Source organism: Terrabacter aeriphilus, from assembly GCF_039542985.1.
In the GTDB taxonomy this organism is placed as follows: Bacteria; Actinomycetota; Actinomycetes; order Actinomycetales; family Dermatophilaceae; genus Terrabacter; species Terrabacter aeriphilus.
Genome location: NZ_BAABIW010000020.1, coordinates 32959 through 46465, shown reverse-complemented (window position 1 = coordinate 46465; position 13507 = coordinate 32959). Strand labels below are relative to the sequence as shown.

Annotated in this window: 13 protein-coding genes; 9 read left to right on the top strand and 4 right to left on the bottom strand. The window is 75.6% G+C overall.

Translation table 11 applies throughout. The annotated features are described in order from the left end of the window. The first annotated feature begins 17 nt into the window (after positions 1 to 17). Together ABD979_RS15650 and ABD979_RS15645 are read left to right on the top strand one after the other, a co-directional pair. Complete coding sequence (locus tag ABD979_RS15650; RefSeq protein WP_425583992.1) at positions 18 to 404, top strand: globin; 387 nt, start codon at positions 18 to 20, stop codon at positions 402 to 404. 148 nt (positions 405 to 552) lie between these two features. Then, positions 553 to 1263 carry a hypothetical protein gene (locus tag ABD979_RS15645; protein WP_345508427.1) on the top strand — a complete coding sequence of 237 codons (711 nt, stop codon included), beginning with the start codon at positions 553 to 555 and terminating at the stop codon, positions 1261 to 1263. Positions 1264 to 1318: 55 nt separating this feature from the next. Here the strand turns inward: ABD979_RS15645 and ABD979_RS15640 are convergent, their stop codons facing one another. Continuing rightward, positions 1319 to 1726: an NUDIX hydrolase gene (locus ABD979_RS15640; protein ID WP_345508426.1), complete on the bottom strand. Its 408-nt coding sequence runs from the start codon at positions 1724 to 1726 to the stop codon at positions 1319 to 1321. A 65-nt stretch (positions 1727 to 1791) separates the two neighbouring features. After that, positions 1792 to 2646 carry an LLM class flavin-dependent oxidoreductase gene (locus tag ABD979_RS15635; protein ID WP_345508425.1) on the bottom strand — a complete coding sequence of 285 codons (855 nt, stop codon included), beginning with the start codon at positions 2644 to 2646 and terminating at the stop codon, positions 1792 to 1794. 107 nt (positions 2647 to 2753) lie between these two features. Here ABD979_RS15635 and ABD979_RS15630 point away from each other — a divergent pair, with 107 nt between their 5' ends. The 5 genes from ABD979_RS15630 (at position 2754) to ABD979_RS15610 (ending at position 9099) form a co-directional block, all read left to right on the top strand. After that, positions 2754 to 4565, top strand: coding sequence for a glycoside hydrolase family 13 protein (locus ABD979_RS15630; protein ID WP_425583991.1), 1812 nt, complete (start codon positions 2754 to 2756; stop codon positions 4563 to 4565). 128 nt (positions 4566 to 4693) lie between these two features. Next, positions 4694 to 5032, top strand: coding sequence for a hypothetical protein (locus ABD979_RS15625; RefSeq protein ID WP_345508424.1), 339 nt, complete (start codon positions 4694 to 4696; stop codon positions 5030 to 5032). Next, complete coding sequence (locus ABD979_RS15620; protein ID WP_345508423.1) at positions 5029 to 7851, top strand: hypothetical protein; 2823 nt, start codon at positions 5029 to 5031, stop codon at positions 7849 to 7851. The genes ABD979_RS15625 and ABD979_RS15620 overlap by 4 nt, the downstream gene beginning before the upstream one ends. Further along, a complete protein-coding gene (locus tag ABD979_RS15615) occupies positions 7848 to 8237 on the top strand; it encodes a hypothetical protein (RefSeq protein ID WP_345508422.1) in 390 nt (129 codons plus the stop codon). The genes ABD979_RS15620 and ABD979_RS15615 overlap by 4 nt, the downstream gene beginning before the upstream one ends. 55 nt (positions 8238 to 8292) lie before the next feature. Further along, on the top strand, positions 8293 to 9099 hold the full coding sequence (locus ABD979_RS15610) for a glycerophosphodiester phosphodiesterase family protein (protein WP_345508421.1): 807 nt from the start codon (positions 8293 to 8295) through the stop codon (positions 9097 to 9099). 12 nt (positions 9100 to 9111) lie between these two features. Here the strand turns inward: ABD979_RS15610 and ABD979_RS15605 are convergent, their stop codons facing one another. Continuing rightward, entirely contained in the window at positions 9112 to 9750 is a 639-nt protein-coding gene (locus ABD979_RS15605; protein WP_345508420.1) for a DUF8185 domain-containing protein, read from the bottom strand. Further along, positions 9747 to 10223, bottom strand: coding sequence for an acyl-CoA thioesterase (locus ABD979_RS15600; RefSeq protein WP_345508419.1), 477 nt, complete (start codon positions 10221 to 10223; stop codon positions 9747 to 9749). Before ABD979_RS15600 ends, ABD979_RS15605 begins: the two co-directional genes overlap by 4 nt. 124 nt (positions 10224 to 10347) lie before the next feature. Between ABD979_RS15600 and ABD979_RS15595 the strand changes: the two genes are divergently transcribed. Then, a complete protein-coding gene (locus tag ABD979_RS15595; protein WP_345508418.1) occupies positions 10348 to 12489 on the top strand; it encodes a RecQ family ATP-dependent DNA helicase in 2142 nt (713 codons plus the stop codon). A 52-nt stretch (positions 12490 to 12541) separates the two neighbouring features. Further along, on the top strand, positions 12542 to 13507 hold the full coding sequence (locus tag ABD979_RS15590; protein ID WP_345508417.1) for an acyl-CoA thioesterase: 966 nt from the start codon (positions 12542 to 12544) through the stop codon (positions 13505 to 13507).

The window sequence follows — 13507 nt, the reverse complement described above, 5'->3', positions numbered from 1 at the left end:
CTGGGAGACTGGTCCGCGTGACGTACTACGACGACTTCGGCGGCCACGAGACCTTCGCCCGGCTCGTCCGCGAGTTCTACCGCGGGGTCGCCGGCGACGAGGAGCTACGGGCCCTCTACCCCGAGGAGGACCTCGGCCCGGCCGAGGAGCGGCTGCGGATGTTCTTCGAGCAGTACTGGGGGGGCCCGACGACCTACTCCGAGCAGCGCGGCCACCCACGGCTGCGGATGCGCCACATGCCCTTCGCGGTGACCCCCGACATGCGTGACCGGTGGCTGCTGCACATGATGACGGCCGTCGACACGCTGGAGCTCTCCCCCGAGGACGACGACCGGCTGCGCGACTACCTCACCCGGGCCGCCTACTCCCTCGTCAACGCCCCGGGACCCGACGGCACCTTCTGAGCCTCGGGTCCCTCGGCCCCCGGTCCCCGGACTCACAGCAAGTCACAGGCGGTTCACGGGTCGCCGGTCGCGGCTCGGGTGTTCGCTGGGACCAGGCACCATCCACCGCCGGGCGCGCTGCGCGCGGCGGCCGACGAAGGGGACGCGCATGGTCTCGATCAGCAGGAAGTCGGCAGGTGTGGCGGTCGTGGCCGCGACGGCAGCCGCCATCGGCCTCGGCGTCTCGCAGGGCGCCCGCGCCGACGACACGGGCTCCCCCACCGGCAGGGCCGGCACCACGAACGCCGCCGTCGACACCGCCGTCGACCCCGCCGTCGACAACGCGGCGCGCCCGGCCACGCCCACCCCGACGGCGACCGGCGCGCCGGGGACCTCCCAGGCCCCCGGCCCCGGCTGGGGACCGGGAGGCCGGCACGGTGGCCCGGGCACGGGCCCCGGCCGGATGGGCCTCGGGATGGGCTTCGGGATGGGCCACGGCGCCGACCTCGGCGCGCTCGCCACGACGCTCGGCGTCGACGAGACGAAGCTGCGCGATGCGCTCGCGGCCGTGCGTGACGAGCTGCGGGCCGCGCGGTCGTCGGGCCAGGGCAGCAGCACGACCAAGCCCGACCCCGCGACCCTGCAGGACCAGCTCGCCACGAAGCTCGCGAGCAGGCTCGGCATCGACGCGGCCAAGGTCAAGGCGGCGTTCGCCCAGCTGCGGACGGCGCACGAAGCCGCTGAGCAGAAGGCGCTCGACGACCGGCTCGCCGCGGCCGTCAGGGCCGGCACCCTGACGCAGGCGGAGGCCGACGCCGTCGAGAAGGCGGTCAAGGCGGGCGTCATCGACGGCCGTGGCGCCGGGCCCGACCGGCACTGACCCACCCGATCCGTTCCGGCTCCCCTCGCCCGTCGAGCGGGCGCGGGCGTATTCGTCAGGTCGCGGCGAGGTGATCCCGGACGGCGGGCACGACGTGGTTGCGCAGCAACGGCGCGAGGTCGGCCGGCAGCTCGGCATCGAGCCCGAGCCAGCGCTGCTCGGCGATCTCCGCCAACGGCGAGGGCTCGTCGTCGGGCCCGAGGTGCGCGACGTAGACGGTCGCGTCGACCCACGCGCCGGGCTCGTTCGCGGCGACGTCGAGGTAGCGCCCGAGCGGGAGCCCGCGGTCGGTGACGTCGAGGCCGACCTCCTCCATCACCTCGCGCACGGCCGCCTCCCGCGGCGTCTCGCCGGGATCGATCTTGCCGCCGGGCAGCATGAACCGGCTCGAGCCCGCCTTGCGGACCGTGAGCATCCGCCCGTCGCGCACGAGGGCGAAGGCAGCCGTGACAAAGGTCGTCATGGACCTCCACGCTAGTGCGTGCGACGAGGACGGATGCCGTCAGCACGTGCCGCCGGCGCGCGCCCTCACCGCAGGGCCGGCGGCCCGGCCTCGACGCGGCGCCGCACCTCGGCGAGCCCCTCGGCGCCCTGCGGCACGTCCCACCAGCTCTCGATCCACCACGTGGCGCCCGCCTGCTCCCACGCCCCGGGCTCCGCAGGCTCGAGCGTCGTGAAGGAGCCCCACGAGTCGGCCTCGATGACGACGTCGTAGCCCTCCCACGGCAGGCCCCGTTCCTCCCGCAACCGGCGGACGGGCTCGACGACGGCGGCGAACGCCGCGAGCGTCTTGGGCTGCCCGTCCGGCGGGCTGATCGCCGGGATCAGGCCCTGCCACCGGGCCGCCCGCTCGAGCGAGCGCTGCCGGCCCCCGCCCGGGGTGGGTGCCCCGACGACCCAGACCGGCGGGTGCGGTCGTTGCGGGGTGGGCGGCGGCAGCATGAAGTCGTTGGCCTGCGCGCTGTAGTACCGGCCGGCATACGTGAACGTGGCGGCGTCGTCGACGAGCCCGGCGTAGACCGCGAGGCTCTCGTCGAGCTTGCGCGCCCGCACCGCGCGCCCCTCGTCGGCCTCGAAGGCCAGCCACCCGGGGTGCAGCGCCCCGAGCCCGACCGACATGAAGGCGCGCCCGCCGCTGATCCGGTCGACCGAGCCGACGCGGGAGGCGAGGTCCCACGGCCGGTGGCGCGACGCGGGCGTCAGCAGCGTGCCGAGCCGGATGCGCTCGGTGACCATGGCGGCGGCCCCGAGCTGCACCCACGCGTCGACACCGTAGAGCGCCTCCCAGCCCAGCACGGCGTCCCACCCCCGCTCCTCGCCGAGGCGGGCGAGCTGCGCAAACTCGCGCTCGGTGGCATACGGGACGACGAAGCCGGACCTCATGGACCGTGTCTACCCCACCCCGCCGACACGCGGAGGAATCCGACGCGCTGCAAGAAGTTGCAGAACTTTCTTTGAGTTTTCGGGCGGATGCGGAACGATGGTGGCCCGTGACGCCTTTCGCAGCCCAGACCCTGAACCACCCCTCGCCGGCGACCGACCTGCGCGAGGACCCGACCCCGGTGCACCCTGCCGACCGACCCGACGCCGCCTGGTGGCGGCAGGCCGTGATCTACCAGATCTACCCGCGCTCCTGGGCGGACAGCGACGGCGACGGCATCGGTGACCTGCCGGGCATCACCTCGCGACTGCCGCACCTGCGCGACCTCGGCGTCGACGCCATCTGGCTCTCGCCGTTCTACACCTCGCCGCAGGCCGACGCCGGCTACGACGTCGCCGACTACCGCGACATCGACCCGATCTTCGGCTCGCTCGACGACGCCGACGCGATGATCACGCGTGCCCACGAGCTCGGCCTCAAGGTCATCGTCGACATGGTGCCGAACCACTCCTCCGACGAGCACGCCTGGTTCCGGGCAGCCCTCGCCGCGGGTCCCGGCTCGGCCGAGCGGGAGCGCTACATGTTCCGGGAGGGGCGCGGCGAGCACGGCGAGCTGCCCCCGAACAACTGGGAGTCGGTCTTCGGCGGGGCCGCCTGGACCCGGGTCACCGAGGCCGACGGCAACCCCGGCCAGTGGTACCTGCACATCTTCGACACCAAGCAGCCCGACTTCAACTGGGAGCACCCCGAGGTGCGCGCCGAGTTCGAGTCGATCCTGCGCTTCTGGCTCGACCGCGGCGTGGACGGCTTCCGCGTCGACGTCGCGCACGGCCTCATCAAGGAGCAGGGCCTGCCCGACACCGAGGAGGAGCGCACCACGATGCTCGGCCACGCCGAGGACGGGCACGAGGGCGCGCACGGTGCGCACGGCGCGCACGACGGTGTCGAGGCGCCGCGCATCGACCACACGAAGCGCAGCCCGATGTGGGACCAGGACGGCGTCCACGAGGTCTACCGCGCGTGGCGCAAGATCCTCGAGTCCTACGGCACGCCCGACCGCATCCTCTGCGCCGAGGCCTGGGTCGAGCCGCAGGAGCGCGCCGTCAAGTACGTGCGCCCCGACGAGATGCACCAGGCGTTCAACTTCGACTTCCTCACCTCGTCGTGGGTGGCCGAGGACCTGCGTGCCGTCATCACCTCGTCGCTGCACGCCGCGGACTCGGTCGGCGCGCCCTCGACGTGGGTGCTCTCGAACCACGACGTCGCGCGCCACGCGTCGCGCCTCGGCTTCGCGCCCGGCACGCCGCGGATGAACGGCATCGCCGCGACCGACCCGCAGCCCGACCGCGCGCTCGGCCTGCGCCGCGCCCGCGCCGCGACGACCCTCATGCTCGCGCTGCCCGGCGGCGCGTACATCTACCAGGGCGAGGAGCTGGGCCTGCCCGACTCGACCGACATGCCGGCGCAGTTCCGCCAGGACCCGACCTTCGCGCGCACCGACGGCGCGGAGACCGGTCGCGACGGCTGCCGCGTGCCGATCCCGTGGTCGTCGCAGGGCCCGTCGCTCGGCTTCGGCCCGAGCGCGAGCAGCTGGCTGCCGCAGCCGGCCGTCTACGCCGACTACGCCGTCGACCGCCAGGTGGGCGTGCCCGGCTCGACGCTCGAGCTCTACCGCGCCCTGCTCGCCGCGCGCCGCGAGCTCTCGCTCGGCACCGGCTCGCTGAGCTGGGTGCAGGGGTACGCCGACGACGTCGTCGCGCTGACCAACGGCAGCGACGCGCGCGAGCGCGTGCTCGTCGTGGCCAACCTCGGCGAGGCGCCGGTCGCCCTGCCCGAGGGCGCCGAGGTCGTCGTGGCCTCCGGCCCGCTCGAGGACGGCCTCGTCCCGACCGACACGACCGTCTGGGCCCGCTGGGCCTGAGCGACGGGCGCCCCCGGGCGCCCGACCGTACGGCCGAGGCCCCGTCCCCCGTGGACGGGGCCTCGTCGCGTCGGGGCGCCTGTGGATGACGGGCCGGCGGCGGCGGGTGGTTCTCCTACCGTCGCTGCATGACGCGGTACGCCATGGACGCCGACGGGGTCTCCCGCGAACGGCTCGCCCTCGCGCACGACCCCGCCGAGCTGCGCGCGTGCGCCTCGGCCCTCGCGGCTGCCACGGCACACGTGCTCGGCGCGCTGGGCAGCGACGCCGCGGGCGTGCGTGCGGCGACCGAGCGCTTCCGCCTCGTGCACGCGCACGCGCTCGACGCCGTCGCGGAGGCGGCCGACGCGCTCGGCGGGCGGCTCGACCGCTCGGCCGCCGAGGCGCGGGCCGTGGAGCTCGCCGTCACCGGTGCGCTGGCCAGCACGGGCGGGTGGGCTGCGGCCGCGGGCCCGGGAGCCCCGTGAGCCACCCGGCCGAGGCCGCGCACGACCCGCCCGGGCCGGTCGCGGGCGCCCAGGCGTTGCCGACCCCGACCGGCCGTCCGGAGGAGCTGCGCTCGGGAGCGCGTGCCGTCGCCCGGGTGGCCGCCCGCGCCAGGGCGACGCCGACCCTGCGCGGCGAGCTCGCCCCGCGCCTCGGGGCGGTGTGGACCGGCGACGCCGCCACCGCCGCGGTCGACGAGGCGGCGGCGCTCGCGGGCCGGGCGCGCGCCGTCGTCGACGCCCTCCCCGCCGCGGCCCACGCCCTCCTGGCGTATGCCGGCACGCTCGAGGGCGTCATCGCGCGGGTCCGCTCGGTGCAGCGACGGTGGGACGCCGCCGACGAGGCGCACGAGCGCGCCGTCGCCGCCCTCACCGGCGGTGCCGCGCCGGTCACCGGTCCGCTGGTCGAGGAGCACCGCCGGCGCCTGGACGACGAGCACCGCGCGGCCCGCGCGAGGCTCCGACGCGCCCACGAGGAGGAGCTCGACCTCCTCCGGTCGGCGGGCCTGCGCTGCGCCTCGGCCATCGCGGCGGCCACCGATCGCACGCTGCCGTGGCCCCTCGACCCCACGGCGACCCGGGTGCGCGGGGCGGTGACCGGGGGCCTGCCGTTCGCCGACGGGGTCGTCGCGGCCCGGGACGCCAGGGAGTCCGCGCTCGGCGACGCGGCGGCGCTGCGCCGGGTGCTCGGCGGCCCACCCGACGCGGCGGCGTCGGCCGCGCTGAGCGCCCGCCTGCGGGCCCACCGCGGTGACGCCCTCCACGCCCAGGCCCTGCTGGCCGAGCTCGGCGCCAACGGGCTCGGCGCGGCCGTGACCGAGCTGACCGCGGCGGGGCCGGCCACCGACGTGGACGCCGTGCGCGAGGTCCTGGGCCTGCTCGGGTCGCTGCTCGTGTCGGCGATGCAGCCGCTGACAGCCAGGCTGCCTGCTGCGGGTCAGCCGGTGGCCGGGCAGCCGGTGACCGACCCTCGGACCCGCGACCAGCTCGCCTCGGGCGCAGCCCTGCTCGCCGACGAGCTCGTCGCCGGGCTCGGCACCGTCCACACCGGAGCCGGCGGCCGCAGCCGAGCCGTGGGCGGCTGGCTGCTCGGACAGCTGCTGGTCGGCGCGCGCGCCTCGGGAGACCGCCGGCCCCTGCCGGCGCGCTTCGTGCGCCGGGCAGCGGCTGCCGTGGCCGCCGCCGAGGTGGCCGAGACCCGCGACGACGACGTCGGCCTGCGGCGCGGCACGACGCTGCGACCGGACGGGTCGGACGTCTTCGCCTCGTGGTTCGCCGATGCCGACCGTACCGGCGACGCCCTGCACGTCGTGCTGGGCGAGGTGACCGACGAGCCGGGGGCCGCAGCCGCGCTCCTCGCCGAGCCCCTGCCGGACGTCGGCGGCCTCGGGGCCGCCCTGGCGAACTCGCGCGGTGACCGGCTGACGGTCGGCGAGCACCTCGTGCGCCGCTGGGTCGTCGTCGAGGCCGGCGGCACCGAGACGCACCACGGCCTGCAGCTGGCCACGGACGACGACCTCGATCGCCTGCTCACCGGCCTCACCGGCCTCGCCGCCTCGTCGGCGGCACCGGCCACCGCGGCTGTGGCGACCGGAGGGGTCGGGCCGGGACTCGCCGCGGCGGTCAGGGCGCGGCTCGTGCTCGAGGTGTCGCGCACGAGCGCGCACGCCGTGCGGGAGGCGTCGTCGACCGCTCTGTATGCCGCCGGCACGGCCACGCTCGAGCCCACGGTCGTGACGTGGCTGGCCGCGATGCGGGCGAACGTCGACCGCGCGCTCGCGGCGCCGCCGGGAACCATCGACCACGGGGCCTACGTCGCACCGACGGCGAACGGGCCGCAGCCGCTGCTCGACGCCGACGAGCTGGCCGGGGTCGTCGCGGCGCTCGCGGTCGAGACCGGCACGGGCCTGCACGCACGGGATCCGGCGAGCGCGTACGACCTGCTGCTCGACGGGGAGCTCGCCGCGACACGACGGTCCCTGTCGCAGGGAGGCTCGCCGGCCGCGGACCTCGCGCGCCTCGGCTTCCTCGACCGCGCGGCCGCCGCAGCCCTCGTCGACGTGGCCCGGGCCCAGGACGAGCTCGACCGGGCCGCCTGGCAGGGCCTGGCGGAGGCCAAGGGGGTGGCGCTCGCGCTGCGCGTGGACCCCGTGGCCGGGTTGCGGACCGTGATCGGCACGTATGCCACGGGTGGCACGATGCGCACGGCCGCCGACGACCTCGCCGTGGCCGTCGTGTGCTCGGACGTCGAGCTCGACCAGACGCTCCGCGACGACGGCCGACGGCTCGCCCTCGTCGGCCGCGTGCTGGCGCTCCCCGGCATCGGTCCCGTGGCGAGCGTGACGGCAGCCCTCGACCGAGGGGCCGCACGGGCCCCGGCCCTGCCGACGGCCCCGCAGCTGCGCGCCGCCCGGGAGGCCGAAATCAGGGCTGCCTGGGACGCCCTGCGCGACGAGGGCTCGCTCCGCCGGGTCGAGGACGCGGCGAGGCGCGGCGCTGCACGGGACCCGGGCCGGCTCGGCGTCGCGGCCGGCCGCGACGGACGCCTTCCCGAGCTCGACCGGTTGCCGCGCGGCCGCAGCTCGACGACCAAGCTCGTCGAGAGCGAGGCGCAGCTGCGCACGCTGCTCCGTGACCTGACCCGTGGCGCGAAGCGGGTCGACGCGGGCCACTACCCCGGGCTGCGCTTCCTGCGGCCCGACGGCGTCGAGGTGCGCTTCCGCGAGGCCTCGACGTCCGGTGGTGCGACGATCGACCTCACGTTCTCCGACGGAACCTGGAAGAAGGTCCACATCCGATGAGGTGGTCACTGCCCACGTCACGACTCGCGCACGAGGAGCAGCTCGACGAGCTGCTGTCCCGTGCCGCGGAGGACTGGGTGCACCCCGGTGACGTCTTCGACGTGGCCCGGTATGCCGGTCCGACCGACGACACCGCGCTCGTCGAGGTCGCCGTCGGCCTGGTGACGGCGCTCCTCGAGCAGGGCCTCGCCGTCGCCGGCACCGTCACCCGCGCGGGGTTCGAGCCGTGGCGGCGCTCCCCCGGCGCCGCGGCCGAGCACGTCGCGACGACGTGGCGTGCCGACCCCGACGGTGCCCAGGACTCGTTCCTGGTCTGGCTCGAGGCCACGCCGGAGGGCCTCGAGCGCGGCCGGCGCGCGTGGCAGGTCGACCGACCCCTCGACTGACCGTCCCGACCGAGCGTCCCGGCGGGCCGACCACGGTCGCGCTAGCCTCGGCCGCATGGCGCGACCACGGCCCTACCTCGACCGCACCCCGGTGGCGCTCGCGCACCGGGGCGGCGCCCGCTACGCGCCGAACGTCGGGCTCGAGAACACCCTGACGGCCTTCGGCAACGCGGTCGCGCTCGGCTACACCCACCTCGAGACCGACGTGCACGTCACCCGCGACGGGCACCTCGTGGCCTTCCACGACGTGCGTCTCGACCGCGTCAGCGACCGGCAGGGACGCCTCCGCGACCTGACGTGGGCCGAGGTGTCGGCCGCGACGCTGGGCGACCCGTCCCGCGGCGCGACCGAGCGGGTCCCCCTCCTGACCGAGGTGCTCGACGCCTGGCCGACCATCAACCTCAACATCGACCTCAAGGCACCCGGCACCGCCGAGCCGCTCTGGCAGCTCGTGCAGGAGCGCGCCGTGCACGACCAGGTCTGCGTCGGCTCCTTCTCGCAGCGACACCTGAGCCGGTTCCGCCGCCTCTCGCGTGGCACCGTGGCCACCGCGGCGGGCCAGCTCGGCACGGCCGCGGCCCGCTTCGGGCCGCGCTGGCTGCCCCGGGCCCTGCGCACGCCGGCCGACGTGTTCCAGGTGCCGCCCTCGGTCACGGCGCGGGGTCGCACCGTGCCGGTCGTGACGCCCGGTCTCGTGCGGGCGGCGCACCAGGCCGGCAAGCAGGTGCACGTCTGGACGATCGACGAGCCCGACGAGATGCACCGCCTCCTCGACCTCGGGGTCGACGGTCTCGTGAGCGACCGCATCGACGTGCTCAAGCAGGTGCTCGTCGACCGCGGGTCGTGGACCGGGCGCCCCTGAGCCGCAGCGTGGTCAGCGGACGAGCACGTGCCCACGCGTGGTGCTGAGCCGGGTCCAGCGCCCTTGCGCGGCAAGAGCCGCGGGCTCACCCGGCACGACGAAGCCCAGCACGTGCGCACCGAAGGCGAGCCCAGCGGCGATCGGCGGCACGGTGTCGCTCATGGTCCCCCACACGCGGCGGCGGAGGGCATCGACGGCATGACCACCCGCGCCGTCGGGAGAGCCCGTGGCGATGTCGGAGATGCCTTGTCTCGCAATCGAGTCCACGACCTCACCCGCCAGCTGGCCGACGGGCTCCCACCCGTCACGCGGGGGCGTGAGCCCGCTCCACGGCGCCCTGACCGTCACCGGCGGCACCGAGAAGACCGCCGAGTCCGTCTGGTGCGCAAGGCGATCCGCCACCGAGGTGAACGACACGGTGACGTCGACGTCATCGGTCGGACGGATCGGGACGACCCGGAGCCCCAGCACCGTCCCCTCCCCCATCAGCCCGCTCCCCTCGATGACGGCGACGGTGGTGAGCAGCACGGTGCCCATCGTCTGCAGGCGCACCGCTCCCTCCGGGTTCGCCCGGCGGGCGCGCCCGACGAAGGTGCCGAGGTCGGACAGCCCGCGCGGGTCACCCAGGTCGATGGTCGGCGTGCTGCTCACCGCTTGCGCCTGCGGAACGGGGCACGGTCACCGAGGCGGCTCTCGAGCGAGGCGCGCTCCTCGGGACGCATCCGCCGGGGCGAGGCGCCGGCGAAGTCGTAGAGCGCCAGCTCGGTCTCGGCGACGGCGTAGACGGGCGGCTCCCCCGGGGCGTCGGACGCGGCCGGGTCGGTGACGATGTAGGCGACGTCGAAGCCGGCGCCGCCGATGCGCGAGACCCAGAGCTGGATCTCGACCGGCTCGTGGCGGAAGCCGAGGGGGCGGCGGTACTCGATCTCGTGGCGCGACACGAGCACGCCCTCGTCGAGCAGCGACTTGTCGCCCGCGCCGGCCGCGTCGAACCAGTCGCGGAACGCGATGACACGGGCGTCCTCGAGCAGCCGGAGGAACTGCACGTTGTTGATGTGCGCGTAGGCGTCCATGTCCGACCAGCGCAACGAGACGTGCGCGGCATACGGCGTGGTCTGCGTCATGGACCCATCCTTCCAGCCTGCCGGGCGGGTGGGTCGTCCACATCCCCTCCGCGGACCGGGGCGGCCGTCCACAGGCCCGGGTGTGCCGTGCGGCGCGGTCGGTGGGGCGACGTAGGTTGGTCCCATGTCGCCCTCCACCGCCGCCCCTGCCGTCGCCGACGTCGACCCCGACCTCCGCGACCGCGCCACGGCGGCCCTGCGACGGCTCGTCGGCCGCGACGACGTCGACTTCCGCGACGGGCAGCTCGAGGCCGTCAACGAGCTCGTCGCCGGCCGCCGCCGGGTGCTCGTCGTGCAGCGCACGGGGTGGGGCAAGTCCGCGGTCTACTTCGTGGCGACCGCGCTGCGCCGCGCCGAGGGTGCCGGTCCCACCGTGATCGTCAGCCCGCTCCTCGCGCTCATGCGCGACCAGATCGGCGCCGCCCAGCGAGCCGGCATCCGGGCCGTCACGCTCAACTCGACGAACGCCGACGAGTGGGGTGCCGTCTCCGGTGCGCTGGCCCGCGGTGAGGTCGACGTCCTCCTCGTGAGCCCCGAACGGCTCAACAACCCGCGCTTCCGCGACGAGCAGTTGCCGGCGCTCGCCGAGTCGTGCGGGCTCCTCGTCGTCGACGAGGCCCACTGCATCAGCGACTGGGGCCACGACTTCCGGCCCGACTACCGCCGCATCCGCGACCTGCTGACCACCCTGCCCGAGCGCACGCCGGTGCTCGCGACGACCGCGACCGCCAACGCCCGCGTCGTCACCGACGTCGTCGAGCAGCTCGGCGCCGGTGGGCGCGACGTGCTCACGCTCCGCGGACCGCTCGCGCGGGCGTCGCTGCGCCTCGGTGTGCTCCCGCTCGCGTCACCCGAGCAGCGCCTCGCCTGGCTCATCGCGCACCTCGGCGAGCTGACCGGCTCCGGCATCGTCTACGCCCTGACCGTCGCCGCCGCCGAGGACGTGGCGGTCGCGCTCCGCGAGGCCGGCCACGAGGTGGCGGCCTACACGGGGCGCACCGAGCCCGCCGAGCGCATCCGGCTCGAGGAGGCCCTGCGCGACAACCGGGTCAAGGCGCTCGTCGCGACCTCGGCGCTCGGCATGGGCTTCGACAAGCCCGACCTCGGCTTCGTGCTGCACCTCGGGGCGCCGTCCTCGCCGGTGGCCTACTACCAGCAGGTCGGTCGCGCCGGCCGAGCCACCGACCGCGCCGACGTCCTGCTCATGCCGGGGCCGGAGGACAAGGACATCTGGCGCTACTTCGCCTCGGCGTCGATGCCCCGCCAGGACCAGGCCGACGCCGTCCTGCGGGCCCTCGCCGAGTCGCCCAAGGCCCTCTCGACGGTCGCCCTCGAGTCGATCGTCGACGTCCGGCGCACGCGCCTCGAGCTGCTCCTCAAGGTGCTCGACGTCGACGGCGCGGTCCACCGGGTGCCCGGGGGCTGGACGGCGACCGGCGAGCCGTGGACCTACGACGCCGAGCGCTACGGGCGCGTCAGTGAGGCCCGTGACCGCGAGCAGCAGCTCATGGTCGACTACGAACGCACCGACGGCTGCCGCATGGCGTTCCTGCAGACCTGCCTCGACGACGCCGGCGCCGAGCCGTGCGGACGCTGCGACCGCTGCACCGAGCCGTGGTTCGAGACGGCCATCCCCGAGGCCGCGGTCGACACCGCCCGCTCCCGGCTCGAGCGGCCCGGCGTCGTGCTCGAGCCGCGCGCGCAGTGGCCGAGCGGCATGGATCGGCTGGGGGTGCCGCTCAAGGGCCGCATCGCCGCGTCGGTCTCGATGGGCGAGGGACGCGCCGTCGCGCGCCTCAGCGACCTCGGCTGGGGCCAGCGGCTGCGCGAGCTGCTCCGCTCCGGCGACCGCGCCGTGCCCGCCGAGGTGGTGCGGGCCTGCGTCGACGTGCTCGCCGGCTGGGGCTGGCAGGAGCGGCCCGCCGCCATCGTCTCCGTGCCGTCGCGCCGGCGGCCCGAGCTCGTGACCACGCTCGCGGCGGGGCTGGGCGAGCTGGGCCGGCTGCCCTACCTCGGGGCGCTCGACCTCGTCGAGGGGGGTCCGGTCGGCGAGCCCGGCGGCAACAGCGCCTTCCGGCTCGCGAACGTCTGGGGTCGGCTCGCGGTGGGCACCGAGCTCGCCGCCGCACTGGCCGGCGTCCCCGGCCCCGTGCTGCTCGTCGACGACGTCAGCGACTCGCGCTGGACCCTCACCGTGTGCGCCGGACTGCTGCGCGAGGCCGGGGCGCCCGCCGTGCTCCCCCTCACCCTCGCGCTCGAGGCGTGACGCCGTCCGGAGGGCGCAGCGCGGGACCGGAAGCGACCACTAGGGTCGAGCTGTGAAGGCCGACACCACGCCCGACCCGCGCCCGCTGAACCCGCTCGAGGACCTCCTCGACGTCCTCGACCTCAAGGACGTCGGGACGGCCCACATCGCCGTCACCGACGTGCAGGGACGCGATGCCACCGAGTCGATCGGCGCGACGTCGGCGCGCGTCTTCGAGGGCCGCAGCCAGAAGATGCCGCACGGGCGCGTCTTCGGCGGCCAGGTGCTCGCCCAGTGCGTCATGGCGGCGGGCATCACGGTGCGCGACCTCGACGGCGACGGCACCCGACCGATCCACTCCCTGCACGGCTACTTCATGCGGCCCGGCGACGACACGCTGCCGATCCGCTTCGCCGTCGAGGAGATGCGCGACGGCAACTCGTTCTCGACCCGGCGCGTGCACGCCGTCCAGAAGGGCGCGCCCATCATGTCGATGGTCTGCTCGTTCCAGGAGCGGGCCGGTGGGCTCGACCACCAGGAGCCGATGCCCGACGTCGTCGGCCCCGAGGGTCTCGTCTCGCTCGCCGAGTCGTTCCGCGGCGTCGACCACCCGGGCGCCCGGCACATCGCGGAGTCGCGGCCCATCGAGCTGCGGCCCGTCGAGAGCAACATGTTCGTCGACGCCGGGCCGGAGCAGGTCGCCACGAACCACGTGTGGATGCGGGCCGTCGACCGGCTGCCCGACGACCCGCTGCTGCACGCCGCGGTGCTCGCCTACTCGAGCGACTACACGCTGCTCGAGCCGGTCCTGCGCCGGCACGGGCTCGTGTGGAGCGACCGGCGCCTCCGCGTCGCGAGCCTCGACCACTCGATGTGGTTCCACCGCGACGCCCGTGCGGACGAGTGGCTGCTCTACGACCAGCAGTCGCCCTCCGCGGTCAGCGGCCGGGGGCTCTCGATCGGCCAGATCTTCGGCGCCGACGGCGTGCTCGTGGCGACGACCGCCCAGGAGGGCATGGTCCGGGTCAAGGAGTCCTGA